The organism is Pseudomonas sp. ICMP 3272, assembly GCF_001466905.1.
Classification (GTDB): Bacteria; Pseudomonadota; Gammaproteobacteria; order Pseudomonadales; family Pseudomonadaceae; genus Aquipseudomonas; species Aquipseudomonas amygdali.
This window is the reverse complement of sequence record NZ_LKEK01000086.1, coordinates 161301-186060: the sequence shown is the minus strand read 5'-3', so window position 1 is coordinate 186060 and position 24760 is coordinate 161301. Positions and strand designations below refer to the sequence as shown.

The window sequence follows — 24760 nt, the reverse complement described above, 5'->3', positions numbered from 1 at the left end:
CACCCGCAATGGCTCAGACGACTCGTTACAGACCTTTACTAGCCTTGAACTCACGACGGCGGCGGTGCAACACCGGCTCGGTATAGCCGTTAGGCTGCCGCGTGCCTTCGATCACCAGTTCTACGGCTGCCTGGAAGGCAATGTTGCTGTCGAAGTCTGGTGCCAGTGGGCGATACAGCGGGTCGTTGGCGTTCTGGCGATCCACGACGGGGGCCATGCGCTTCAAGCTTTCCAGCACCTGAGCTTCGGTGACAACGCCATGACGCAGCCAGTTGGCCATGTGCTGGCTTGAGATGCGCAGCGTTGCGCGGTCTTCCATCAGACCGATGTCGTTGATGTCCGGTACTTTCGAGCAACCCACGCCCTGATCGATCCAGCGCACTACATAGCCAAGAATGCCCTGTGCGTTGTTGTCCAGTTCGTTCTGGATTTCTTCGGGCGTCCAGTCGGTGTTCGGCGCCAGGGGAATGGTCAGAATGTCATCTACCGATGCCTGCTCGCGCTGAGCCAGTTCGGCCTGGCGAGCGAACACATCGACCTTGTGATAATGCAGGGCGTGCAGCGCGGCCGCTGTAGGCGAGGGCACCCAGGCCGTGTTTGCGCCAGCCAGCGGGTGGGCAATTTTCTGTTCCAGCATGGCAGCCATCAGGTCGGGCATGGCCCACATGCCTTTGCCGATCTGCGCACGACCTTGCAAGCCGCATTTCAGGCCGATGTCGACGTTGGAGTTCTCGTAGGCACTGATCCATTTCTCGGCTTTCATCTGCGCCTTGCGCACCACCGGGCCCGCTTCCATCGAGGTATGGATTTCGTCACCGGTGCGATCGAGGAAGCCGGTGTTGATGAATACCACGCGCTCGCTGGCTGCCTGAATACAGGCTTTGAGGTTGACCGTGGTACGGCGTTCCTCGTCCATGATGCCGACTTTCAATGTGTTGCGCGGCAAGCCCAGGACCTGCTCGATACGCCCGAACAGTTCGTTGGTAAACGCGGCTTCCTCCGGCCCGTGCATCTTCGGTTTGACGATGTACATCGAGCCGCTGCGGCTGTTGCTGCGCGAGGTATTGCCGTTGAGGTTGTGGATCGCAGCCAGACTGGTCAACAGGCCGTCGAGAATACCTTCCGGCACTTCATTGCCATGCTTGTCGAGTATCGCGTCGATGGTCATCAAGTGACCTACGTTGCGAATGAACAGCAGCGAACGACCGTGCAGCGTGGCTTCGCCGCCTTGTGGCGTGGTGTAGACCCGGTCCGGGTTCATGGTGCGGGTGAAGGTCTCGCCGCCTTTGGACACCGATTCCGCCAGGTCGCCTTTCATCAGTCCCAGCCAGTTGCGGTAGACGACCACCTTGTCGTCGGCATCGACGGCCGCAATGGAGTCTTCGCAGTCCATGATGGTGGTCAGCGCGGCTTCCATGAGGATGTCTTTCACGCCTGCCGCATCGGTTTGGCCAACCGGGCTGGAAGCGTCGATCTGCAATTCGAAATGCAGCCCATTGTGCCTGAACAGCACGGCGAACGGCGCTGAGGCATCACCCTGGAAACCCACCAGTTGTGCATCGTCGCGCAGGCCGGTGTTGCTGCCGCCCTTGAGGCTGATGACCAGTCTGCCGTCGATCAACTTGTAAGCAGTCGAATCAACGTGCGAGCCAGCCGCCAAAGGGGCAGCCTGATCGAGGAACGCGCGGGCGAAGGCGATCACCTTGTCGCCACGCACCTTGTTGTAGCCCTTGCCTTTCTCCGCGCCACCTTCTTCGCTGATGGCATCGGTGCCATAGAGCGCGTCATACAGCGAGCCCCAGCGGGCATTGGACGCATTGAGCGCAAACCGTGCGTTCATCACCGGCACGACCAGTTGCGGTCCGGCCATGGTGGCTATTTCTTCATCGACGTTTTGCGTGGTGATCTGGAAGTCCGCTGCTTCTGGCAGCAGGTAGCCGATCTCCTGAAGGAAGGCTTTGTAAGCCGAGGCGTCGTGAGCCTGTCCGGCACGCGATTGGTGCCACGTGTCGATCTGCGCCTGCAATTCATCTCGTTTGGCGAGCAGTGCCTTGTTCTTTGGCGCAAGGTCGTGGATCAGTTGGTCCGCACCGGCCCAGAACGCAGTGGCGTCGATGCCGGTTCCGGGTGTGGCTTCGTTCTGCACGAAGTCGAACAGGACTCTGGCGACTTGCAGGTCACCGACTTGAACGTACTCAGTCATTGCACTTGCCTCACTCTGCTCAGCAGGGTCGAGCACACTCGGGGAGCGCTCTGTTATTGATCTTGGTGTCATGTAGTGCGAGATTTCGGATACTACATGAGCCGCCGTCGCGTGAAAACGTCGCTGAATATGTCACTAAACGACTGGATATTCATATCGGGTCACGATGATATTCATTGTGCTCCCAAAAGCGCTCGGGATTGTTCCATAAAGCGTGGTAAACGGTACACGATTTACCGCGCACGGGCTGCCCCTCGGGTCTGTCTATACTCGTGCGACCGACGCCGTTTTCAAATCACCTGCACAGAAAGAGGAATTGACCGTGGATCATCTCGTCGTAACGCTGGTTGCTCCCGACAAACCGGGTCAGGTCGAACGTATCGCGCAGTGCATTGCCGAGCAGGGCGGTAACTGGCTGGAAAGCCGCATGTCGCGCATGGCCGGGCAATTTGCCGGGATCCTCAAGGTGGGTGTCGAGCCGGAAAAGTACGATGACCTGATCAAGGCGTTGAACGCACTGTCAGCCCACGGCATTCGCATGCTGTTGGCTGAAAGCGTGATCGAGACAACTGCCCCGACCCAGTTGATCAGCATGCAACTGGTCGGTAACGACCGTCCCGGCATTGTGCGCGACATCACCCGCTTGCTGGCCGGGCAGGGCGTTAACGTCGAACACTTGATCACCGACGTTTCCCCTGCGCCCATGAGCAGCGAGTTGCTGTTTCACGCCGATGCCGTGCTGGGCGTACCGCTGGGCTTGTCGCTGGATGACCTGCAGGCAGGGCTTGAGACCCTGGCTGATGATCTGATGGTGGAGTTGGTGTTGGGTGGGGAAGCGTGACTCCTGTGTTGATTATGTTCAGGCGCGTTTGGCTTCTTGTTCCGGCACCAGTCTGACCTCCACCCGTTGACCCAGTGCTCTTGCAGCGCTGGCCAGTGTTGCAAGGGTCATCCCGGGATCATTCTGATCCAGAGCGCGGTCTACTGCCGTTCGGCTTGTGTGCATACGCTCTGCGAGAGCCTTCTTGGTAACCTTCTGCTGTTTCATGACTTCAGCGATTTGCCAGGAAATAACTCGTTTGAGGGCCGCGGCAGAAACTTCCTCGGCAAAGCCTTGCTCGGCAAGAAAGTCATCGAAGTCAGAGCCAATATGCTGGTTCATTACTTGTTCCTCTTAAGTGCTGCTTTGCGCTGTCTGGCAGTTTCCAGATCTGATGCGGGAGTTTTTTCGCTTTTCTTGATAAAGCCATGAAGCAAAACCATTGAGCTTGCTTCAACGGTGAACAGTACTCGTGCAATTCTTTCCTTCAAATCAACTCGGACCTCCCAAAGTTCGGGCTCCATTTTACGGACCACAGGCATGCCTATTGGCCATCCAAACTGAACAGTCTTGATGTCCGTGCCTACTGCCTTACGGTCATCGCGTGGCAAATTGGTCAGCCATTCGCGTACGGGCTCATTGCCCGCTTCGGTGCAGAAAAACTTAACGTTTAAAGTGGGAGGATATTTATTCATAGTCGAGTGTACCAAAAAAGGTGCACGATTCAACCCGAATATAGGCCTATTCAGGTTATCCAAGTTAACCGTGCACCTGCCTGTGGATAACCTGGGGGAATAGCCTTGCGCGCCACGTTCGCCGTGGCTTGGCGAAAGTTGATCAAAAAACCAACAGTTTCAAGGGCTTGTGCACAGATAAGGTTAGCCTGCCTGTGGATAACCCTTGGAGAACCTCTTGCAGGCCACGGGGAGCGTGGTCTGCAAGGGATTGTGTGTTTTTTGATCAGCTGCGACCGCGGGATTTCAGCCAGATATCCACACTGTAGATTGCCAGCCCCGCCCAGATAAAGGCGAAGGTGATGATGGTGCTGGTGGTCAGATGCTCGCCATACAGCAGTACGGCCAGCAGCAGGACCAGCGTGGGCGCAAGGTATTGCAGGAAGCCCAGGGTGGTGAAGGGCAGGTGGCGGGCTGCGGCGTTGAAGCACACCAGCGGGATCAGCGTTACCGGGCCTGCGGCTGCGAGCCAGAGGGCCTGGGTGGTGGTCCAGAATTGTGCTTGTGCGCTGATGGCTGTCGGGTTGAGTGCCAGCCAGATCAATGCCAGTGGCACCAGCATCCAGGTTTCCACCACCAGGCCAGGGAGGGCGGCAACCGGGGCTTTTTTGCGGATCAGGCCGTAGAACGCGAAGGTCAATGGCAGTGCCAGCGACACCCATGGCAGGCTGCCCACGTGCCAGACCTGTTGGGCGACACCAATGGCGGCGAAAGCGACCGCCAGCATTTGCAGGCGCCTGAGCCGTTCGCCCAGTAACAACATGCCCAGTAGTACGTTGACCAGCGGGTTGATGTAATAGCCGAGACTGGCTTCAAGCATGCGGCCGTTGTTCACGGCCCACACGTAGACGATCCAGTTGGCCGCGATCAGCGTGCCGCTCAGTGCCAGCACGGCCAGTCGCTGTGGGTTGTTGCGCAGGTCACGCCACCAGCCGGGATGCTTCCAGAACATCAGCACAATCGAGCCGAAGAGGGCTGACCAGAGCACACGATGGATGATGATCTCGATGGCCGGAACGGCGGAGATAGCCTTGAAGTAGATGGGGAACAGGCCCCAGATGATGTAAGCACTCAGGCCCAGAATGTATCCACGGCGTGGATTGGCAGCTTGCATGGAGCGTCCCTTTAATACAGAAATTTCCGGTTTTATTGTGGGGTGATGCGGTTGATGGTTTTGATCGTACTCACGCTGGAGCGCTCGATGTTATACACAGGTTCGACTGATTCACGACATCTGTGCCGCGCCGCTTGCTCAGGATCGGACGCGGAACGCCGCACGATAGTTGAGATTATCGTTCCTCACGCTCCAGCGTGGGAATGCCTTGGGTGACGCTCCGCGTCACAGATTTGCGCCGCACCGGACATTCAGGATCGGACGCGGAGCGTCCAGAACTGCATGCGACGCGGAGCGCCGCACGATAATCTGTGTTGTCGATCCTCACTCCGGCACCGGAATGCCTTGGGTGACGCTCCGCGTCACAGATTGGCGCCGCACGATAACCTGGGGCTCATCAGGTCAAAACAGTTTCAACGGCTCTTCATTCAGCGCTGACATCTGCTCACGCAGGGCCAGTATATGGTCGCCCCAGTAACGCTCGGTGCCGAACCATGGAAAGCTGTGCGGGAAAGCAGGGTCGTCCCAGCGACGGGCGAGCCAGGCGCTGTAGTGCATCAGGCGCAGGGCACGCAGTGGTTCGATCAGGGCCAGTTCGCGTGGATCGAAATCATGAAATTCGTTGTAGCCGTCCATCAGCTCCGACAACTGGCCGAGGCGTTCCTGACGATCACCGGCCAGCATCATCCAGATGTCCTGAACGGCGGGGCCAAGGCGGCAGTCGTCCAGGTCAACGATGTGGAACATTTCGTCGCGGCACATCATGTTGCCGGGGTGGCAGTCGCCGTGCATGCGAATGTTGGTGTGCGGCGTGGCGGCGTAAACGTCTTCGACACGCTTGAGCAGATCGCGGGCTACCGACTCGTAAGCCGGAAGCAGGCTGCGCGGGATGCAGTCGTTTTCCAGCAGGTAATTGACCGACGCATGGCCGAAGTTCTTCACGCCCAGTGCCTCGCGGTGCGCGAACGGTTTGGTCGAGCCGACCGCATGGATACGCCCCAGTAACTGGCCCAGGCGATACAACTGATCCAGATTGCCCGGCTCCGGCGCGCGTCCGCCCCGGCGCGGGAATAACGTGAAACGAAAACCGGCGTGTTCGAACAGGGTTTCGCCGTTATGCACCATGGGCGCGACGACGGGCACTTCGACCTCGACCAGCTCGTAAGTGAAGCTGTGCTCTTCAAGGATGGCTTCGTTGGTCCAGCGTTGTGGACGATAGAACTTGGCGATCAGCGGCTGACCGTCTTCGATACCGACCTGATACACGCGGTTTTCGTAGCTGTTGAGCGCCAGGATGCGGGCATCGCTGAGAAAACCGATGCTTTCGACAGCATCCAGAACCAGATCGGGAGTAAGTGTTGCAAACGGGTGAGCCATGACTACTCCTGCGCGCAGCAGGTTGCCGCGTCGGACCGCTGATGGTAACGCAGACCGGTCCCGGTTCGCTAAACCCCTTCAGTTTAAAGTGCCCAAGGGTCGAGTTGTCACCAAACGGTCATCCTCCGGTCGCTGTTTAGCCATGTTCGCCACTTAGAGTTGCCGCCAATGAGATCGATCTCAAGCGAGCGACCATGACTGATTTGAAAGAAGTTGCACGACTGGCCGGGGTTTCCCGGGCCACCGCTGCACGTGCCTTCGCAAACCCTGAGGTGGTGCGAGCCGAGACCCGCGAGCGAGTATTCGTCGCTGCCCGTGAACTTGGCTTTCGCCCCAATCGGTTGGGCAGACAGTTACGCCTGCAAACCACCAATCTGATTGGCGTCATCGTGCCAAACCTGCTCAACCCGGTGTTCGCCGAGCAGTTTCAGGCCATGGAGCGAGCGGCGCGGGCGCGGGGCTACAACCTGTTGCTGGCGACCACCGACTACAGCGCCGAGCGTGAAAGCGCCGTGGTTGAAGAATTGCTGCGCCAGCGGGTCGACGGGCTGGTGCTGACCGTAACCGACGCCGAGCACAACCGTGTGCTGGAGAGCCTGGCCATCGAGGACACGCCGTTCGTGCTGGCTTATCACCAGACCGACAATGAGGATTACAGCGCTGTGTCTGTGGATAACCGCGCAGGCATGGCGCTGGCGACGCGGTATCTGATCGACGCCGGCCACCGCCGTATCGCCATGGTCGCAGGCCCGGTCATGCAGTCCGACCGCGCCCGTCTGCGTTACGAAGGCTATCGCGATGCCATGAGCGAGCATGGGCTTGAGACGCGGCCGGTGATTGAAATGCCCGCCCATACCAACGCCGATTTCGCCGCGCTCGAACCGCTGTTACGTGGACCGACCGCGCCCAGCGCGCTGGTCTGTTCCAACGATCTATTGGCCATCAGCCTGATTGCCGAATTGCGTCGCAACGGCTGGGGCGTTCCCGAGCGCCTTTCGGTCATCGGCTTCGATGGCATCACGCTGGGCACGCAGATGCACCCGACGCTGTGCAGTGTGGTTCAGCCGATTGGCGAACTGGCGGACATCGTCATCGACCAGTTGCTGTCGCGAATTGCCGGCGCGGCACCGGTTTCTCATTGTCTGCCGTGCCATATCCGGCCCGGCGAAAGCACCCAGCCCTACCAGGAGATGCTTCATGCTCAGCCTCAGTAAAACCCTCGCGGCACTGCTGTTATGTGGTGCGGCCAGCCTCGCCCAGGCCGCCGAAACCGCCATCTGCTACAACTGCCCGCCCGAATGGGCTGACTGGGGAACGCAGCTCAAGGCGATTGCCGACAGCACCGGTGTACAAGTGCCCCTGGACAACAAGAACTCAGGGCAGGCGCTGGCGCAGATCGTCGCCGAGCAGGCCGCGCCGGTCGCAGACGTGGTGTATTACGGCGTGACCTTCGGTCTGCAAGCGCAGAAGGCCGGCGTGGTCGATACCTACAAACCCAAACACTGGGACGACATTCCCGCAGGTCTGAAAGACCCTGAAGGGCACTGGTTCGCCATTCATTCCGGCACGCTGGGCATCATGGTCAACGTCGACGCGCTGGGCGGTCTGCCGGTGCCGCAAAGCTGGGCGGATCTGCTCAAGCCCGAGTACAAGGGCATGGTCGGCTACCTCGACCCCTCCAGTGCATTCGTCGGTTACGTGTCCGCCGTTGCGATCAATCAGGCCATGGGCGGCACACTGGACAACTTCGGCCCGGCCATCGACTACTTCCAGAAGCTGGCGAAGAACTCGCCCATCGTGCCCAAGCAAACCGCGTATGCCCGCGTACTGTCCGGTGAGCTGCCGATTCTGGTCGACTACGACTTCAACGCCTATCGCGCCCGTTACAAGGACAAGGCCAACGTTGCTTTCGTGATTCCCAAGGAAGGCACCATCGGCGTTCCGTACGTGATGAGCATGGTTGCCAAGGCACCGCACCGCGCCAATGCCGAGAAGGTGCTGGATTTCGTCCTGTCTGACGAGGGCCAGGCGCTGTGGGCCAAGGCTTATCTGCGTCCAGTGCGCTCGAAGATGCCTGCCGACGTGGCCGCGCAGTTCCTGCCCGACAGCGATTACGCTCGTGCCGGCGTGGTGGATTACCTGCACATGGCCGCCGTGCAGGAAGCCTTTGCTGCCCGTTATCTGCGTGAGGTGAAGTAATGTCAGCCTCGCCGGGACACGCGCTGGCTCTGCACAAGGGCGGATTTATGAGGCTGCGGCTGCGCCCGACCGCTGCGGTGGCGCTTGCTCCGGCGCTGGCGGTATTGCTGGCATTCTGGCTGCTGCCGCTGACCCACCTGATCCTGCTCGGCGCGCAAGGCGCTGACGGCAATGGCAGCGGTTACTGGCAGGTGTTGAGCAGTGCTCAATACCTCGGCAGCCTGGTGCAGACCTGTCTGCTGGCACTGGTGGTCACACTTGCGGCGTTGCTGGTCGGCGGTATCAGCGGTGTGTTTCTGGCCCGCAACCAGTTTTTCGGACGCTCTGCGCTGGTGGCATTGCTGACCTTTCCGCTAGCGTTTCCCGGCGTGGTGGTGGGCTTTCTGGTGATTCTGCTGGCCGGTCGCCAAGGTATCTTCGCGGCACTCGGGCTGGAGCTGGCTGGCGAACGCTGGATATTCGCCTATTCGCTGACGGGTTTGTTCATTGGCTACCTGTATTTCTCGATTCCGCGCGTGATCCTCACCGTCATGGCCGCTTGCGAAAGCCTGGACCGCAGCCTTGAAGAAGCTGCGCATTCGCTGGGTGCGGGTCATTGGCGGGTGGTATGCGATGTGATCGTTCCGGGGCTGGCACCCGCACTGGTGTCCTGCGGCGCGATCTGCTTCGCCACGTCGATGGGCGCATTCGGTACGGCATTTACGCTTGGTACACGCCTGAACGTCACGCCGGTGGCGATCTACAACGTGTTCACCAATTACGCCAACTTCACCGTAGCCGCCGCGCTGTCGGTGATCCTCGGGCTGGTGACGTGGGCGGTGTTGTTACTGGCTCGTCGCATGGTCGGGACATCAGGGGTTGCCCTTTGAAACGCTCTCCATTGTTTGCTGCGCAGCTGGTGTTCACGTTGCTGGTTTGTGCGTTCATGCTGGTCCCGGTAGTGCTCTCGCTGCTTGCCGGGCTGACCCGCAATTATTTTCTGGGCCTGTCGAGCGGTTTGACCTTCGACTGGCTGGTGCAGGTCTGGCAGGCCTATTCACCGACCGTCTGGTTGTCGCTGCAACTGGCCGTGGCGTGCGCAATCTGCGTGTGTCTGGTGGGCGTCCCGGCAGCGTATGCGCTGGTGCGCATGAACAATCGCTTCAGCCGGGCCTTCGAGGAATTGATGGTCTTGCCCGTCGCCATGCCCGGTCTGGCCAGCGCCCTCGCGTTACTGCTGACCTACGGCCAGTTCGGCGGCTTTCGCAGCAGCTGGTTGTTCATTCTGGTCGGCCACGTGTTGTTCACCCTGCCGTTTCTGGTGCGCCCGGTCATGGCGGTCATGCAGCGTCAACAGTTGCCGGTGCTTGAAGAGGCTGCCGCCAGTCTGGGCGCTGGCCCGATCAAGCGCTTTTTCAGCGTAGTAGTACCGAACTGCCAGGCCGGAATTCTGGCCGGTGTGCTGATGGTTGTGACCCTGTCGCTGGGCGAGTTCAACCTGACATGGATGCTGCACACGCCGATGACCAAGACCCTGCCGGTCGGTCTGGCCGACAGCTACGCCTCAGCCCGACTGGAAGTCGCCAGCGCCTACACCCTTCTTTTTCTGTTGCTGATTGTGCCGCTGCTGATTGCGTTGCAGGCCATCAGTGCGCGTCTTGCCCGTGGAGAGAGCCGATGAGCGGAACCACCATTCGCCTGAAAGGCTGCCGCAAGGCATTTGCCGACGGCACCGTTGCTGTACAGGATCTGCACTTGACCATCGAGCCTGGCGAAACGCTGGCGATTCTCGGTCCGTCCGGTTGCGGCAAGACCACCACCTTGCGTCTGATCGCCGGGCTTGAGCGTCCGGACGTCGGTCAGGTGTTGTTCGATGATCAGGACGTGACACGTCTGCCTATCGAGCGGCGTGACGTCGGGATGGTGTTTCAGAACTATGCGCTGTTCCCGAATCTCGACGTCGCCGGCAACATTGTTTACGGCCTGAAGATTCGCGGCCTGTCGCCTGTCGAACGAAGCAAGCGTTGTGATGAGTTGCTGGAACTGGTTGGCCTGACCGGTCACGGCAATCGTCGTGTCAACGAACTCTCCGGCGGTCAGCGTCAACGGGTCGCGTTGGCCAGAGCGCTGGCACCGCGTCCTCGGGTGCTGTTGCTCGACGAACCGCTGGCGGCACTGGATGCGCAGTTGCGTGAACGCTTGCGCAGCGAGCTCGACCAGTTGTTACGTGGGTTGGGCATCACCTCGGTGTTCGTCACCCACGATCAGGGCGAAGCCATGGCCTTGGGCGACCGGATTCTGGTCATGGAAAAAGGCTGCGTGTCGCAGTTGGCAACGCCCAGAGAAATCTATCAGCAGCCGGCCAATGCGTTTGTCGCAGGGTTTGTCGGCAACCTCAACGCGTTCAGCGTGGTCGAGCGCACACCTGCCGGTCTCAAGGTAAGCGGCGGCGAGCTGCCATGGAGTGGCGCTGATCTGCCGGGCACGGTGTATTGCCGCCCGGAGCATCTGCGTTTGATGCCGGAGCGCGGGCACCTTCAGGGTCGCCTGGTCGGGCAGTTTTTTCAGGGGGCGCAAAGCCGCTTGCTGGTCGATGTCGGTGGTCCGCAACCACTGTTGGTAGACAGCACCGACAACGTTATTCACGCCGCCAACGCTGCCATCGCCTTGAGTGTCGAGCCGCAGGCGCTGTTCACCCTGCATTCGTAACATCGTTTCCGTAGAGAGATTATTTTGAATCGTCCGTTTCTTATTGCCCAGATCAGTGACTTGCACCTCAAAGCCGACGGGCGCCTGACCTATGGCGTGGTCGATACCCTGGGTGCATTGCGCCGCGCAGTCGCACACATCAACGCCAGCAAGCAGCGCCCAGACATCGTGGTGATCAGTGGTGATCTGGTCGACTTCGGGCGTGAGGACGAATACGCCGTGCTCAAGCCTGAGCTGGAACGCCTGCACATGCCGTTCTATCTGGTGCCCGGCAATCATGATGATCGACACAACCTGCTGGCGGCGTTTGCCGAACAGGTGTACCTGCCATTGTCGGCCAGCGGACCTCTGGACTGGGTTGTGGAAAAGTACCCGGTGCGGCTGATCGGTATGGACACGACCATTCCCGGCGAACATGGCGGGCAACTGGATTACTGTCAGCTGGACTGGTTGCACGCGCAGCTGTCACGTCGTCCTTATGTGCCGACGGTGATCATCCTGCACCATCCACCGTTCATTTCCGGCATAGGGCACATGGACCGCGAACCCTTCGGCAACGCGTCGGCGCTGGAGCGTGTGATTGCCCAGCATCCGCAAGTGGAGCGTTTGTTGTGCGGGCATTTGCATCGCCCCATGCAGCGGCGTTTTGGTGGCAGCGTGGCAAGCATCTGCCCTGGCACCTCACACCAGATCGTGCTGGACCTCGACGACGCCGCGCCTGCCCATTTCAACCTGGAACCGGCCGGCTACGTGCTGCATCGCTGGCATTCGGAACAGGGGTTTGTCAGTCATAACGCCGTGTTCGGCGACTATGAAGGGCCATACCCGTTCTACGATGTGAACGGGTTGATTGATTGATTGTTCATTCGCTATCGCTCCCACGCTCTGCGTGGTAGCGCTGTTCTGGACGCTCTGCGTCCTCTTGTGACGCAGAGCGTAGGCACGCTTATCGTCTGTCAGGCGCCGATAACGCCGCCATCTTCCCGGGTAATCACCATCACCGATGAGCGCGGTTTGCCGTCTGGCAAATGCTCGGGGAACGTGGAGCCACCGTTTTCACCGGGATGCTGGATGCCGATGAACATCGTCTTATAGTCCGGCGCAAAGCTGATGCCGGTGATTTCGCAACCGATCGGCCCGACCAGAAAGCGACGAATTTCGCCGCTGGCAGGGTCGGCGCAGAGCATCTGGTTGTTGCCCATGCCTGCAAAATCGCCCTTGTTGCTTGAGTCGCCATCGGTCTGAATCCACAGCCTGCCGGCTTCATCAAAGCTCAGGCCGTCGGGGCTGTTGAACATGTTCTGCGCGTTGATATTGCTCGACCCGGCTTGCGGCGTACCGGCATGCACAGTCGGGTTACCGGCGACCACGAACAGGTCCCAGTCGAAGGTCATCGCTGAAGGATTACTGTCTTCTTCGCTCCAGCGCAGGATCTGTCCGTACTGGTTCTTGGCGCGCGGATTCGGCCCGCCTACAGGCTGACCCTCTTCGCCGCGTTTGACGTTATTGGTCAGTGTGCAATAGACCTGACCGTCCTTGGGACTGACCACGATCCACTCCGGACGGTCCATCCGCGTGGCTTTTACAACGCTGGCCGCCAGGCGCGCATGGATCAACACTTCTGCCTGATTATTGAAACCGGCAGCCGCGTCCAGGCCATTCTTGCCATGAGTCAGTTCGACCCACTGGCCCTTGCCTTTCGGATGATCCGGATTGCTGTCGCCTGCATCGAACTGCGCCACGTACAAGGTGCCGTGGTCAAGCAGGTTACGGTTGGCTTTGGGGTTCTGATGATCGATCTTGTCGCGGCTGATGAATTTGTAGATGAACTCGCCACGCTCGTCGTCGCCCATGTACACCACGGCGCGGCCACCCTTGGTTTGGGTGAACGCTGCATTCTCATGCTTGAAGCGACCGAGTGCGGTGCGTTTGACCGGTGTGGACTTGGGATCGAACGGATCGATCTCGACCACCCAGCCATGACGGTTGACCTCATTGGGGTTTTTCGCAACATCGAAGCGTGGGTCGTGCGGGTGCCAGTTGATCTCCTTGCTGGCGGCAACCACGCCATAGCGCTTCATGCCGGCGTCGAACTTCTGCTCGGCGTTGCTGCTGCCGAAGCAATCAGTGAAGTTCTCTTCGCAGGTCAGGTAAGTGCCCCACGGCGTCTGGCCGCTGGAGCAGTTCTGAAATGTGCCGAGCGCCTGGGTGCCGGTCTTGTCGGCGTCCGTTTTGAGCCAGTCGTGCCCGGCTGCCGGACCACTCAGGCTGATCGGCGTGTTGCCGTGAATGCGACGGTTGTAGCGCGAGTCCTGAACGAACTGCCATTTACCATTGTGCTGCTGCACTTCGATCACGGAAACGCCTTCTGCAGCCAGTGCCTTTTGCACTTCTTCAACTGATTGCGGCTCTTTACCGTGATCGAAAAGGTAACGGTAGTTGGTGTATTCGTTGTTGATCGCCATCAGTGCGCGATCCTTGTGGCCTGGCATCGGGAACAGGCACATGCCGTCGTTGTTGTCGCCGAACTGCACTTCCTGAGCCTGGGCTGTGCCCTTGCCGCTCGGGTCGAAAGCCGGGCCGCCTGCCTGCAAAGGGTGGCCCCAACTGATCAGAACCGATGAGGTGTAGCCTTGCGGCAGGCTGATGCTGTCGGCGGTGGCGGCAGGGATGCTCTGGAAGCCCAGCAATGTGCCGGACGCTGCACTGATGCTGTTCGCGAGAACCGTGCGGCTCAACAGGTTGCCACCCAGAAACATCGCTGCGCCGCACAGGGAACCTGCGCTGATGAAGCCGCGGCGGGTGAGGCCGACCTTGTCTGTGCCGACCAGGTTTTCCAGATCGGTGGTTTGATTTTCTTCTAATAGTTTCATCATCACGGCTCCCTCGAATATGGCAGCCACCTTAGTGCGCGCATATGACGGAATTGTGTCGCGGTAATGACTTGCCGACGCTTACATCGGTATACCCAGCAACACCAGTGAAGCGGCAAATCTTGCCTGCACCGTGGCACCGGTTTTCAGCTGCTGTGCATGCAGGTGCTCAGGTGTCGCCAGGGCGCACAGCGTCTGGCCGCCGGGGAGTAAGATGCGTACTTCGCTTGGGCCATCTTCGGCGTCGGTCACGCTGTCGATTCGGCCGATCAGGCAATTGTTTCCATTTGTTTCTTCGCTGTTGTCTGCATGCAGTTCCAGCCAACCGGCCTTGATCAGTGCAACCACCTCCGTGCCGTTTTCCAGCTCCAGACGCAGGGTGCTGTCATGGGTAACCTGTGCTTCGATGAACACCTCGCCAGCCAATTGCAGGCGAACCTGATCGTTGTGTCCCTGACGGGTGATGCTGACGATCCGCCCCAGCAACTGATTGCGTGCGCTGGTACGCAAGGTCAGGCGATTGAGCAGGTCAAGGTCGCTGCTGTCTTCGGCCGCTTCCAGCACCTGCGCCTGCAATGCCTGCACCCGCTGATAAAGACGCAGCACTCGCTCGCCCTCTACCGACAGCTTTGCGCCGCCACCGCCACGTCCGCCGACACTGCGTTCTACCAGCGGCTTTTGCGCCAGATTGTTCAGCTCATCAATGGCATCCCAGGCCGCCTTGTAGCTCAAGCCTGCGCTTTTCGCGGCACGGGTGATCGAGCCCTGTTCGGCAATGTGCTGCAACAGCGCGATACGTTGCGGGCGGTGAACCATGTGTTGCGTCAGCAGGGTGGGTAGCGACATGGCGATCTGCGATGGTCGAGTAGGAGAGGGCAGTATGATCGCTCTCGTGCATGGCGTCGAAACCGGACGCGGAGCGTCCCGAAAGGCATTACCACGCTGGAGCGTGGGAACGATATTAAACCAGACGCGCAGGGGCCATTAGTCACCCGGCTTGGGCGTGCGCGCCAGGCAATACACGTCCACCCGCCGCGCACCGGCCTTGTTCAGCAGTCGCGCAATGACCTCTGCCGTCGAACCGGTGGTCAGAACATCATCGACCAGTGCCAGGTGCTTGCCCTGCACCCAGTCGGGATCAAGCAGGGTGAAGGCGTCGCGCAGGTTGCGTTTGCGTGCCTTGGCGTCCAGCCCCTGTTGCGCTGCTGTCTCCCGGCTGCGCAACACATGGTGTTCGTCAACGGGCAGTTGCAACTGTTTACCCAGCCACCCGGCCAGCATCGCCGCCTGGTTATAGCCGCGCTGGCGTAGGCGTTTGTTGGCGAGAGGAACAGGAATCAGGTAATCGGGACGTGGCAGGTCTTCCTCGAAACGGTGTTGTAGAAACTGCCCGCACAGTTCGGCCAGCAGGCGCCCCATCGGCCATTTACCGTTATGTTTGAATCGGGTAATCAGGCTGTCCACCGGGAAGTCGTACAGCCACGGCGCGATGACCTGCGCAAATCCGGGAGGGCGCTTGCAACATTGCGCGCAGCTCATGCCGGAGAGGGGTAACGGCAGCGCACAGCAGTCGCACTGGCTGCCCAGCCATGGCAGCTCGGCTTCGCACGGCACGCAGACAGGCATGGGCACCTCGCTGCGCTCATCGCATAACAAACAGTTTTGTTTGTTTTTTAACCAGATGTAAACCTCGTATTGGCGGTTGGGTTGACAGCGCATGGCTCTTCCTTAAATATGCCCGACATCCGTGTAGCGCATGGTGCCTTTACGCCCTCGCGCATTGCCCAGAAACACCAAGGAGCCGCCCGATGAGCGCCAGCACCACCGCCACTTTGCGTCACGACTGGACTTTAGCCGAGGTCAGGGCGCTGTTCGTACAGCCATTCAATGACCTGCTGTTTCAGGCGCAAACGGTGCACCGCGCTCATTTCGACGCCAACCGTGTGCAGGTTTCCACGCTGCTGTCGATCAAGACAGGTGCTTGCCCGGAAGACTGCAAGTACTGTCCGCAGTCCGGTCACTACAACACCGGTCTTGAGAAAGAAAAACTGCTGGAAGTGCAGAAGGTGCTTGAGGAAGCAGCGCGTGCCAAAGCCATTGGTTCGACCCGTTTCTGCATGGGCGCGGCCTGGAAGCATCCCTCCGCCAAGGACATGCCTTACGTGCTGGAGATGGTCAAAGGCGTGAAAGCCATGGGCATGGAAACCTGCATGACCCTGGGCCGTCTCGATCAGGAGCAGACCGAAGCGCTGGCCACTGCGGGCCTGGATTACTACAACCATAACCTCGACACCTCGCCGGAGTTCTACGGCAGCATCATCACCACACGTACGTACAGCGAGCGCCTGCAAACCCTGGCCTACGTGCGAGATGCCGGGATGAAGATCTGCTCGGGCGGCATTCTGGGCATGGGCGAGTCCCTCGATGACCGCGCCGGGCTGCTGATCCAGCTGGCAAACCTGCCGGAGCACCCGGAGTCGGTGCCGATCAACATGCTGGTCAAGGTTGCCGGTACGCCGCTGGAAAACGCCGAAGACGTCGACCCGTTCGACTTCATCCGCATGCTCGCGGTGGCACGGATTCTCATGCCGCAGTCCCACGTGCGGTTGTCTGCCGGGCGCGAAGCGATGAACGAGCAAATGCAGGCGCTGGCCTTCTTCGCCGGTGCCAACTCGATTTTCTATGGCGACAAGCTGCTGACCACCGCCAACCCGCAAGCCGACAAGGACATGCTGTTGTTCTCCCGTCTGGGCATCAAGCCCGAAGCGGGCGAAGGCCATGCTGATGAAGTGCATCAGGCCGCCATCGAACAGGCGCTGGTCGAACAGCAAAGCAGTTCGATGTTCTACGACGCTGCTTCTGCCTGACCCCTTGAACGGGCCGGCCTGCTCCGGCCCGTTTTGAATTGCCATCTTTCGGACCGGGGCCTGCATGTCTTTCGATCTCCGCACGCGCCTCGACGCCCGTCGCGCCGAACATCTCTACCGTCAGCGCCCATTGCTGCAAAGCCCGCAAGGTCCGCAGGTGGTTGTCGATGGTCAGCCATTGCTGGCGTTCTGCAACAACGATTACATGGGCCTGGCCAACCATCCGGAAGTGATCGCCGCCTGGCAGGCAGGTGCCGAGCGTTGGGGCGTGGGCGGCGGGGCGTCGCATCTGGTGATCGGCCACAGTACGCCGCACCACGAACTGGAAGAAGCGCTGGCCGAGCTGACCGGTCGTCCTCGTGTGTTGTTGTTCTCCAATGGCTATATGGCCAACCTCGGCGCGGTGACAGCCTTGGTCGGGCAGGGCGATACGGTGCTGGAAGACCGCCTCAATCATGCCTCGCTGCTGGATGCCGGTCTGCTCAGCGGCGCACGGTTCTCGCGCTATCTGCACAACGATGTGACCAGCCTGACAAGCCGCCTGGAGAAATCCGTGGGCGATACGCTGGTGGTCACTGACGGTGTGTTCAGCATGGATGGTGACATCGCTGACTTGCCTGCGCTGGCGCAGGCTGCGAAGGCCAAGGGTGCCTGGCTGATGGTGGATGACGCCCACGGCTTCGGGCCGCTGGGTGCAAACGGTGCCGGAATCGTCGAGCACTTCGGCCTGAGCATGGAGGATGTGCCGGTACTGGTCGGCACCCTCGGTAAATCGTTCGGCACTTCTGGAGCATTCGTGGCCGGCAGTGAAGAGTTGATCGAAACCTTGATCCAGTTCGCCCGACCCTACATTTACACCACCAGCCAGCCACCTGCGCTGGCCTGCGCGACCTTGAAAAGCCTGCAATTGCTGCGTAACGAACATTGGCGTCGCGAGCATCTGGCGAGCCTGATCCAGCAGTTTCGTCAGGGTGCCGAGCAGATCGGCCTGCAATTGATGGACAGCTTTACGCCGATCCAGCCAATCATGATCGGCGATGCCGGACGGGCTCTGCGTCTGTCGCAGTTGCTACGTGAGCGTGGCTTGCTGGTGACGGCGATTCGTCCGCCGACCGTGCCTGCGGGCAGTGCCCGATTGCGCGTAACGTTGTCTGCCGCGCACAGCGAGGCCGACGTACAGCTATTATTAGAGGCTCTGGAGCAGTGCTACCCGCTGCTGGATGCAAGTGAATCCACGGAGCCCGTCCATGCGTGATCGTTTGATTCTACTGCCGGGCTGGGGGCTGGGCGTTTCGCCGCTGGAGCCGCTTGCCGCCGCGTTGCGCGGGCTTGACGAGCACTTGCGGGTCGAAATCGAGCCGTTGCCGGATATCGACAGCTGCGACCTGCCTGACTGGCTCGACGAACTGGATGCCAACCTGCCGGATAACGCCTGGCTGGGCGGCTGGTCGCTGGGCGGCATGCTTGCCGCCGAGCTTGCAGCACGGCGTGGCGAAGGTTGCTGCGGGCTGCTGACCCTGGCCAGTAATGCCTGTTTCGTCAACCAGGGCGCGTGGCCGAATGCGATGCCCGCGCAGGATTTCGATGCGTTTCTGGCTGGCTGTTCCGCTGACCCTGACGCGACCCTCAAGCGTTTCAGCCTGTTATGTACGCAAGGCGCAGAAGACTCACGCGGTCTCGCCCGGTTGCTCAAGGCTGGCGCGCCGCACAGCTCCAAAACCGCTTTGGTCGATGGCCTGAAGATACTCCAGCAACTCGATACACGTGGCGCGCTGCAAACCTATCGCGGCCCGCAACTGCACCTGTTTGCCGGACTCGATGCATTCGTGCCGGCTGAAGCAGCAAGTGATCTGCTGGCCTTGTTGCCGGATGTCGAGGTCGGTCTGATCGAACAGGCCAGCCATGCATTCCTTGTGGAAAATCCCCATGGAGTAGCCGCTGCGATCCACGCCTTTCTGCACGAGTTGGACGATGACTGATCTTTCTATGCCCAAGCCGCCCTCTGTCCTGCCTGACAAACGGCAGGTCGCCGCGTCCTTTTCCCGGGCCGCGGGCAGCTATGACAGCGTGGCCGAACTACAGCGCAGCGTCGGCAGCGAGCTGCTGTCGCGTCTGCCTGCGCAGTTCAGTCCGACTCGCTGGCTGGATCTGGGGAGCGGCACTGGCTATTTCAGCCGGTCACTGGATCAGGTTTTCAGTGGCAGCGAAGGTATAGCGCTGGATATCGCCGAAGGCATGTTGCGGCATGCGCAGCCATTGGGTGGTGCACAGCACTTTGTGGCAGGTGATGCCGAGCACCTGCCACTGCGTGATCAGAGTTGCGGGCTGATTTTCTCCAGCCTCGCCGTGCAGTGGTGTGCGGATTTCGCCGCGGTGCTCCGTGAAGCTCACCGTGTATTGCAACCTGGAGGTGTGTTTGCCTTCGCCAGCCTGTGTGTCGGCACGCTGTACGAGTTGCGCGACAGCTGGCAGGCAGTCGACGGCCAGGTGCATGTGAACCGCTTTCGTCACGAAGAAGATTATCGTCAGTTGTGCGCTGCCAGCGGTTTACAGGTGCGCAGCCTGGACGTGTGCCCGCATGTGGTGCATTACCCCGATGTGCGCAGCCTGACGCATGAGCTGAAGGCGCTCGGGGCGCACAACCTCAACCCTGGGCGGCCCAGTGGCCTGACCGGACGCGAGCGGATCAAGGGCATGGTTCAGGCCTACGAAGCTTTCCGTCAGGAAGCCGGTCTGCCCGCTACCTATCAAGTGGTGTACGCAGTGCTTGAAAAAGCCTGACGGCTCCACGTTATAAGGAAGATTACCGAGATGAGCGCTGCCTATTTCATCACCGGAACCGATACCGACGCTGGCAAGACCACGGTAGCTGCCGGTTTGCTGCATGCTGCCCGGTTGAAGGGCTTGAGCACAGCGGCGGGCAAGCCTGTGGCGTCCGGCTGCGTAGTGACTGCACAGGGACTGCGCAATTCCGACGCGCTGGCCTTGCAGGCCGAGTGCTCTATCGAGCTGGATTATGATGAAGTCAATCCATTGGCTTTCGAACCGGCCATTGCGCCGCATCTAGCCGCGCGCGAGGCAGGTGTCGTATTGACGGTCGACTCGTTGCTGCATTCGATGCGGCATATTCTGGATAAACAGGCTGACTTCACCTTGATCGAAGGTGCTGGCGGCTGGCGCGTGCCCTTGGCCGGGCAGAGCAACCTGTCCGATCTGGCCATTGCGCTGGATCTGCCGATCATTCTGGTGGTGGGCGTGCGTCTGGGCTGTATCAATCATGCGCTGCTGACTGCCGAAGCCATCGCCCGGGACGGTCTGCACCTGGCAGGCTGGGTGGCCAACGTCATAGACGCAAACACCTCGCGGCTTGAGGAAAACCTCGCCACGCTGGTCGAGCGTCTGCCTGCACCCTGTCTTGGACGCGTGCCACGATTGAACGAGGCGAGCGCCGGAAATGTGGCGCAATACCTTGAATTAGGGCAACTGCGCTGACAGCATCGCTATCTTGCTGACAGGCAACGTTGTTTTGGTTTTTTCAAGAGTCAGGCTATCATGCGGCCTAGTGCCATTAGTCTATTTGTCGAGTATTTCTGCGCAAATGCTGGTTCAATGGCACGTGTTCGTTTTTTGAACTGAGGATCGGCTTATGCAAATCACCATGAACAACACCCTTTATCCGGGCCTGAGCGCTATGCAGGTCGGGCAAGGTCGTGTGGATCAGGCGGCCACCCAGATCGCCAGCTCCAATATCGAAGTGTCGGGCAGAAGCCAGTCTTCCGACTTTCAGCTCGAAAACCTGCGTTCCGTCGACCGCAGCCAGCGTTCTGACCTGTCTGCCAATATTGTCGAGCTCAACGCCGGCAAGACTCAGGTCGAAGCCGGGGTTGCGGTTCAAAAGGCCAGCGACGAAGCGCTTGGCACTCTGATCGACACTTACGCTTAACATCCTGTGTTCTAAAGCTTCGTGTAACGCCCACGCCGTGCCACACCTGCACGGCGTCGTTTGCTGAATTGCCTGCCATCACCCTCCTGTATCGCCCCCGTAACACCTTCCGCCCTCTACTAAACTTGCGCTTACGTTTTTCCTGCGCCTGATGCCTTTGCCTGCGCGGTCTGTGGAGCAGCGTGGACGAATGGTGCGCGCTTCGCTATTGACAAGGTTTAGGCGTAAACGTATGTTTCAAACACCTGTTTGACCGCAAGGCATACGAGATTGTCTGGTGCTTGAGGCTATGCTTTCAGCGACCGCCCGGTCATTCGTTCCAGGATTCATCAGCAGAGGTTTATCGCTATGCCTGACTACAAGGCCCCCTTGCGTGATATTCGTTTCGTCCGTGATGAGCTGCTCGGTTATGAAGCGCACTATCAAAGTCTGCCAGCCTGTCATGACGCCACCCCGGACATGGTCGACGCCATTCTCGAAGAGGGTGCCAAGTTCTGCGAGCAGGTTCTGGCACCGCTGAACCGGGTGGGCGATACCGAGGGCTGCACCTGGAGCGAGTCGGGCGTGAAGACACCGACCGGTTTCAAGCAGGCTTACAAGCAATTTGTCGAGGGCGGTTGGCCGAGTCTGGCGCATGACGTTGCGCATGGCGGCCAGGGCTTGCCCGAGTCGCTGGGTCTGGCGGTGAGCGAGATGGTCGGCGAAGCGAACTGGTCATGGGGCATGTACCCTGGCCTGTCGCATGGTGCGATGAACACCATTTCCGAGCACGGCACCCCCGAGCAGCAGGACGCCTACCTGACCAAGCTGGTCTCCGGCGAATGGACCGGCACCATGTGCCTGACCGAATCTCACTGCGGCACTGACCTGGGCATGCTGCGCACCAGGGCTGAACCTCAGGCTGACGGCACCTACAAGGTTACCGGCACCAAGATTTTCATTTCCGCTGGCGAACACGACATGGCCGATAACATCGTCCACATCGTGCTGGCGCGCCTGCCGGACGCACCGGCTGGCACCAAAGGCATTTCGCTGTTCATCGTGCCCAAGTTCCTCTCGGCTACCGATGGCAGCATCGGTGAGCGCAACGCGGTTAACTGTGGCTCCATCGAACACAAGATGGGCATCCACGGCAACGCTACCTGTGTGATGAACTTCGACGGCGCTACCGGCTACCTGATCGGCCCGCCGAACAAGGGCCTGAACTGCATGTTCACGTTCATGAACACCGCGCGTCTGGGCACTGCACTGCAAGGTCTGGCGCATGCCGAAGTGGCTTTCCAGGGTGGCCTGCAATATGCCCGTGACCGTCTGCAGATGCGTTCGCTGACCGGCCCTAAAGCACCGGACAAGGCCGCTGACCCGATCATCGTCCATCCAGATGTGCGCCGCATGCTGTTGACCATGAAGGCCTTTGCCGAAGGCACGCGTGCCATGGTGTATTTCACGGCCAAACAGGTCGATATCGTCAAGTACAGCGAAGACCCGGAGCAAAAGAAAGCCGCCGACGCCTTGCTGGCGTTCATGACGCCGATTGCCAAGGCCTTCATGACCGAAGTGGGCTTTGAAGCCGCCAACCACGGTGTGCAGATCTACGGCGGTCACGGTTTCATTGCCGAGTGGGGCATGGAACAGAACGTTCGCGACAGCCGGATTTCGATGCTGTACGAAGGCACCACTGGCATTCAGGCTCTTGACCTGCTGGGCCGTAAAGTGCTGATGACCCAGGGCGAAGCGCTCAAGGGCTTCACCAAGATTGTCCACAAGTTCTGTCAGGGCAATGAGGGTAATGAAGCCGTTCAGGAATTCGTGACGCCGTTGTCCGCGCTGAACAAGGAGTGGGGCGATCTGACCCTGAAAGTCGGCATGGCGGCCATGAAGGATCGCGAAGAAGTCGGCGCCGCTTCGGTGGACTACATCATGTTCTCCGGTTATGCCTGCCTGGCGTACTTCTGGGCCGACATGGCGCGTCTTGCGGCCGAGAAGCTGGCTGCCGGTACGTCGGACGAGGCGTTTTACCGCGCCAAGATCCAGACCGCGCGCTTCTACTTCCAGCGCATCCTGCCGCGCACTCGCACGCACGTTGCCGCCATCCTGTCGGGCGCTGCCAACCTGATGGACATGAAAGAAGAAGACTTCGGCCTGGCTTACTAAGCTTCGCTTCGGTCATAAAAACCGCCTGATCGCTGATCAGGCGGTTTTTTTATGGGTGCGTTTTGGCTCATTGTTAACACCAATCCCAACAAGACTTGGGGGAGCGCTGACCCCCGATAAGGCTCTTTCCCACGCTCCGTGTGGTCATGCATTTCGTGACGCTCTGCGTCACATCACAGCCATGGCGCATCACTCAATCCAGCCCGGGATACAGGCAGCACCAACGCCCGCGACTTCCGCAATAAACATTTTCCAACTCCTGCCGTTACAGAAAGTAGCTCGTTTAGTGATCCTGCCGATGCATTGTTCGCTGGCGGAGGGCACAATGCCATCAGGCCAGCCATTCATTCAGATGCCGGGTAGGAGATAACCCCTTTTGTTGCGTCCATCAGCTGCGCGATTGAGTCATTTTTTGCCATCACTGGGTCTGCTGGTGGCGGGGCTTGCGGCTGCGTACGTAAAGGACCTGAACGTCTTCTTCACATCGCTTTTCAATGTGCTGCCCACGCTGGTCCTGCTGTTGGGCGGTGCGTATTGCTGTGTTTACCGGCGTCAGCGCGAGCTGTTTCTGATGCTCACGGTGTATATCGCCTACTACCTGCTGGATACCCAGACCGACTTTTACCGTGATAACGGCAAGGTCCGTGAGGATGCAGCGGTGATTTTCCACCTGGTCTGCCTGCTGCTGCCGGTGCTGTTCGGGCTGTATGCCGCGTGGGAAGAGCGTACGCATCTGTTTCAGGACATGGTCGCGCGGCTAGCGGTATTGGTGGCAGTAGGCAGTGTGGCGCTGGGTCTTGAACAGAGTTATCCGGTCGAACTGCAAGTCTGGCTGGCCGATATCCGCTGGCCTGCTTTGCATGGCGCATGGATGAGTCTGATTCAGCTGTCCTATGCCATGTTCCTGGTGTCATTCGGGGTGTTGATCTGGCAATACCTGGAAAAACCGCGACCGCTGCACGCCGCGCAGATTGTCGGCCTGCTGGGATTATTCTGGGCACTGCCGAAAACCTTCATCCTGCCGTTCACGCTGAATATCCTCTGCAGTCAGGTGATGCTGATGATTGCCGCCGCCGTGGCTCACGAGGCGTATCAGATGGCCTTCCGGGATGAACTGACCGGACTGCCTGGTCGCCGGGCGCTCAATGAGCGCATGCAGCGTCTGGGACGCAACTACGTGCTGGCGATGAGCGACGTCGATCACTTCAAGAAATTCAACGACACCCACGGCCACGATGTGGGCGATCAGGTGCTGCGTCTGGTGGCCAGCAAACTGTCGAAAATCACCAACGGTGGTGGCAAGGCGTATCGCTATGGTGGCGAAGAGTTCGCCATCGTGTTTGCCGCCAAGAGCATTGATGAATGCATGCCGCATCTGGAAGCCATCCGCGAGACCATCGCCAATTACGAGATTCAGCTGCGCAACAAGGACAGTCGTCCTCAGGATGATCAGCAAGGCCGACAACGCCGCGGTGGAGCGCAGGCAGGCAGCGTGTCGGTAACGGTCAGTATCGGCGTTGCCGAACGCCAGCCGGAGCATCGCACGCCGGAAGAGGTGCTCAAGAGTGCTGACCAGGCGCTGTATGCGGCCAAGGGGGCCGGGCGCAACTGCGTGGTCGCTTATGGGCAGTTGAACCGGCGCGGTGCTGTTCGTACGACCGAAGCGGCCACCTGAGGCAATCCTGCTATTTCTCGTGACCTGCCGTGACTATTCAGTCATGACACGACCCTATGTCTCTGAAATGTTGTTCGGGTAGACTCGTGAAACTCGACTGCTGATCTGCGTCT

23 protein-coding genes are annotated in these 24760 nt (G+C 59.8%); 15 read left to right on the top strand and 8 right to left on the bottom strand.

The window, feature by feature from the left end:
• Positions 1 to 25: 25 nt before the first annotated feature.
• Positions 26 to 2203 (bottom strand): malate synthase G, encoded by a 2178-nt coding sequence (locus AO068_RS23060; protein WP_058409554.1) that lies wholly within the window; start codon positions 2201 to 2203, stop codon positions 26 to 28.
• 322 nt (positions 2204 to 2525) lie between these two features.
• Between AO068_RS23060 and AO068_RS23055 the strand changes: the two genes are divergently transcribed.
• A complete protein-coding gene (locus AO068_RS23055) occupies positions 2526 to 3044 on the top strand; it encodes a glycine cleavage system protein R (protein WP_058401030.1) in 519 nt (172 codons plus the stop codon).
• A gap of 18 nt (positions 3045 to 3062) precedes the next feature.
• Here the strand turns inward: AO068_RS23055 and AO068_RS23050 are convergent, their stop codons facing one another.
• The 4 genes from AO068_RS23050 to AO068_RS23035 form a co-directional block, all read right to left on the bottom strand.
• Positions 3063 to 3365 carry an XRE family transcriptional regulator gene (locus AO068_RS23050; RefSeq protein WP_003379963.1) on the bottom strand — a complete coding sequence of 101 codons (303 nt, stop codon included), beginning with the start codon at positions 3363 to 3365 and terminating at the stop codon, positions 3063 to 3065.
• On the bottom strand, positions 3365 to 3718 hold the full coding sequence (locus tag AO068_RS23045) for a type II toxin-antitoxin system RelE/ParE family toxin (protein ID WP_057403206.1): 354 nt from the start codon (positions 3716 to 3718) through the stop codon (positions 3365 to 3367). Before AO068_RS23045 ends, AO068_RS23050 begins: the two co-directional genes overlap by 1 nt.
• Before the next feature lie 265 nt (positions 3719 to 3983).
• The gene (gene rarD / locus AO068_RS23040) at positions 3984 to 4871 is read right to left on the bottom strand and encodes an EamA family transporter RarD (protein ID WP_057403205.1); all 888 of its coding nucleotides are present in this window, start codon (positions 4869 to 4871) and stop codon (positions 3984 to 3986) included.
• 402 nt (positions 4872 to 5273) lie between these two features.
• Entirely contained in the window at positions 5274 to 6248 is a 975-nt protein-coding gene (locus tag AO068_RS23035; protein WP_058409553.1) for a serine/threonine protein kinase, read from the bottom strand.
• Positions 6249 to 6442: 194 nt separating this feature from the next.
• On the opposite strand from AO068_RS23035, the gene AO068_RS23030 reads away from it, so the two are divergent.
• The 6 genes from AO068_RS23030 to AO068_RS23005 are packed head-to-tail and all read left to right on the top strand — an operon-like array spanning position 6443 to position 11993.
• Positions 6443 to 7462 (top strand): LacI family DNA-binding transcriptional regulator, encoded by a 1020-nt coding sequence (locus AO068_RS23030; RefSeq protein ID WP_058409552.1) that lies wholly within the window; start codon positions 6443 to 6445, stop codon positions 7460 to 7462.
• A complete protein-coding gene (locus tag AO068_RS23025) occupies positions 7446 to 8447 on the top strand; it encodes an ABC transporter substrate-binding protein (protein WP_058409551.1) in 1002 nt (333 codons plus the stop codon). The genes AO068_RS23030 and AO068_RS23025 overlap by 17 nt, the downstream gene beginning before the upstream one ends.
• Complete coding sequence (locus AO068_RS23020) at positions 8447 to 9316, top strand: ABC transporter permease (RefSeq protein ID WP_058409550.1); 870 nt, start codon at positions 8447 to 8449, stop codon at positions 9314 to 9316. Before AO068_RS23025 ends, AO068_RS23020 begins: the two co-directional genes overlap by 1 nt.
• Positions 9313 to 10107, top strand: a complete 795-nt coding sequence (locus tag AO068_RS23015; protein ID WP_058401025.1) for an ABC transporter permease — start codon at positions 9313 to 9315, stop codon at positions 10105 to 10107. The genes AO068_RS23020 and AO068_RS23015 overlap by 4 nt, the downstream gene beginning before the upstream one ends.
• Positions 10104 to 11135, top strand: a complete 1032-nt coding sequence (locus AO068_RS23010) for an ABC transporter ATP-binding protein (RefSeq protein WP_058401024.1) — start codon at positions 10104 to 10106, stop codon at positions 11133 to 11135. Before AO068_RS23015 ends, AO068_RS23010 begins: the two co-directional genes overlap by 4 nt.
• Positions 11136 to 11159: 24 nt before the next feature.
• Positions 11160 to 11993 carry a phosphodiesterase gene (locus AO068_RS23005; RefSeq protein WP_058409549.1) on the top strand — a complete coding sequence of 278 codons (834 nt, stop codon included), beginning with the start codon at positions 11160 to 11162 and terminating at the stop codon, positions 11991 to 11993.
• A 98-nt stretch (positions 11994 to 12091) separates the two neighbouring features.
• Here the strand turns inward: AO068_RS23005 and AO068_RS23000 are convergent, their stop codons facing one another.
• The 3 genes from AO068_RS23000 to AO068_RS22990 form a co-directional block, all read right to left on the bottom strand.
• Positions 12092 to 14008, bottom strand: coding sequence for a PhoX family protein (locus AO068_RS23000; protein WP_058409565.1), 1917 nt, complete (start codon positions 14006 to 14008; stop codon positions 12092 to 12094).
• 81 nt (positions 14009 to 14089) lie between these two features.
• Positions 14090 to 14854 carry a TOBE domain-containing protein gene (locus AO068_RS22995; protein WP_058409548.1) on the bottom strand — a complete coding sequence of 255 codons (765 nt, stop codon included), beginning with the start codon at positions 14852 to 14854 and terminating at the stop codon, positions 14090 to 14092.
• Between the two features lie 138 nt (positions 14855 to 14992).
• Positions 14993 to 15727, bottom strand: a complete 735-nt coding sequence (locus AO068_RS22990; RefSeq protein WP_058409547.1) for a ComF family protein — start codon at positions 15725 to 15727, stop codon at positions 14993 to 14995.
• A gap of 89 nt (positions 15728 to 15816) precedes the next feature.
• Here AO068_RS22990 and bioB point away from each other — a divergent pair, with 89 nt between their 5' ends.
• The 8 genes from bioB to AO068_RS22950 all read left to right on the top strand — a co-directional run bounded on the left by bioB (position 15817) and on the right by AO068_RS22950 (position 24647).
• Positions 15817 to 16875 (top strand): biotin synthase BioB, encoded by a 1059-nt coding sequence (bioB, locus tag AO068_RS22985; protein ID WP_002555574.1) that lies wholly within the window; start codon positions 15817 to 15819, stop codon positions 16873 to 16875.
• A gap of 64 nt (positions 16876 to 16939) precedes the next feature.
• Positions 16940 to 18130: an 8-amino-7-oxononanoate synthase gene (gene bioF, locus AO068_RS22980; RefSeq protein ID WP_058409546.1), complete on the top strand. Its 1191-nt coding sequence runs from the start codon at positions 16940 to 16942 to the stop codon at positions 18128 to 18130.
• On the top strand, positions 18123 to 18854 hold the full coding sequence (locus tag AO068_RS22975) for an alpha/beta fold hydrolase (RefSeq protein ID WP_058409545.1): 732 nt from the start codon (positions 18123 to 18125) through the stop codon (positions 18852 to 18854). The genes bioF and AO068_RS22975 overlap by 8 nt, the downstream gene beginning before the upstream one ends.
• Complete coding sequence (gene bioC / locus AO068_RS22970) at positions 18847 to 19656, top strand: malonyl-ACP O-methyltransferase BioC (RefSeq protein WP_058409544.1); 810 nt, start codon at positions 18847 to 18849, stop codon at positions 19654 to 19656. Before AO068_RS22975 ends, bioC begins: the two co-directional genes overlap by 8 nt.
• Positions 19657 to 19686: 30 nt before the next feature.
• Complete coding sequence (gene bioD / locus AO068_RS22965; protein WP_058409543.1) at positions 19687 to 20367, top strand: dethiobiotin synthase; 681 nt, start codon at positions 19687 to 19689, stop codon at positions 20365 to 20367.
• Positions 20368 to 20521: 154 nt separating this feature from the next.
• Positions 20522 to 20818, top strand: coding sequence for a hypothetical protein (locus AO068_RS22960; RefSeq protein WP_054985662.1), 297 nt, complete (start codon positions 20522 to 20524; stop codon positions 20816 to 20818).
• Between the two features lie 348 nt (positions 20819 to 21166).
• Complete coding sequence (locus AO068_RS22955; RefSeq protein WP_058409542.1) at positions 21167 to 22972, top strand: phenylacyl-CoA dehydrogenase; 1806 nt, start codon at positions 21167 to 21169, stop codon at positions 22970 to 22972.
• Positions 22973 to 23348: 376 nt separating this feature from the next.
• Positions 23349 to 24647, top strand: a complete 1299-nt coding sequence (locus AO068_RS22950) for a GGDEF domain-containing protein (RefSeq protein WP_058409541.1) — start codon at positions 23349 to 23351, stop codon at positions 24645 to 24647.
• Positions 24648 to 24760 lie beyond the last annotated feature (113 nt).

Bases quoted from the DNA above. Each gene is read 5' to 3' on its own strand.
- AO068_RS23025 (WP_058409551.1), top strand. From the start codon at position 7,446: ATGCTCAGCCTCAGTAAAACCCTCGCGGCACTGCTGTTATGTGGTGCG.
- AO068_RS23060 (WP_058409554.1), bottom strand. From the start codon at position 2,203: ATGACTGAGTACGTTCAAGTCGGTGACCTGCAAGTCGCCAGAGTCCTG.
- bioF (WP_058409546.1), top strand. From the start codon at position 16,940: ATGTCTTTCGATCTCCGCACGCGCCTCGACGCCCGTCGCGCCGAACAT.
- AO068_RS22955 (WP_058409542.1), top strand. From the start codon at position 21,167: ATGCCTGACTACAAGGCCCCCTTGCGTGATATTCGTTTCGTCCGTGAT.
- bioB (WP_002555574.1), top strand. From the start codon at position 15,817: ATGAGCGCCAGCACCACCGCCACTTTGCGTCACGACTGGACTTTAGCC.
- AO068_RS22975 (WP_058409545.1), top strand. From the start codon at position 18,123: ATGCGTGATCGTTTGATTCTACTGCCGGGCTGGGGGCTGGGCGTTTCG.
- rarD (WP_057403205.1), bottom strand. From the start codon at position 4,871: ATGCAAGCTGCCAATCCACGCCGTGGATACATTCTGGGCCTGAGTGCT.
- AO068_RS22960 (WP_054985662.1), top strand. From the start codon at position 20,522: ATGCAAATCACCATGAACAACACCCTTTATCCGGGCCTGAGCGCTATG.
- AO068_RS23045 (WP_057403206.1), bottom strand. From the start codon at position 3,718: ATGAATAAATATCCTCCCACTTTAAACGTTAAGTTTTTCTGCACCGAA.
- AO068_RS23035 (WP_058409553.1), bottom strand. From the start codon at position 6,248: ATGGCTCACCCGTTTGCAACACTTACTCCCGATCTGGTTCTGGATGCT.
- AO068_RS23020 (WP_058409550.1), top strand. From the start codon at position 8,447: ATGTCAGCCTCGCCGGGACACGCGCTGGCTCTGCACAAGGGCGGATTT.
- AO068_RS23000 (WP_058409565.1), bottom strand. From the start codon at position 14,008: ATGAAACTATTAGAAGAAAATCAAACCACCGATCTGGAAAACCTGGTC.
- AO068_RS23030 (WP_058409552.1), top strand. From the start codon at position 6,443: ATGACTGATTTGAAAGAAGTTGCACGACTGGCCGGGGTTTCCCGGGCC.
- AO068_RS22995 (WP_058409548.1), bottom strand. From the start codon at position 14,854: ATGTCGCTACCCACCCTGCTGACGCAACACATGGTTCACCGCCCGCAA.
- AO068_RS23050 (WP_003379963.1), bottom strand. From the start codon at position 3,365: ATGAACCAGCATATTGGCTCTGACTTCGATGACTTTCTTGCCGAGCAA.
- bioD (WP_058409543.1), top strand. From the start codon at position 19,687: ATGAGCGCTGCCTATTTCATCACCGGAACCGATACCGACGCTGGCAAG.
- AO068_RS23010 (WP_058401024.1), top strand. From the start codon at position 10,104: ATGAGCGGAACCACCATTCGCCTGAAAGGCTGCCGCAAGGCATTTGCC.
- bioC (WP_058409544.1), top strand. From the start codon at position 18,847: ATGACTGATCTTTCTATGCCCAAGCCGCCCTCTGTCCTGCCTGACAAA.
- AO068_RS22990 (WP_058409547.1), bottom strand. From the start codon at position 15,727: ATGCGCTGTCAACCCAACCGCCAATACGAGGTTTACATCTGGTTAAAA.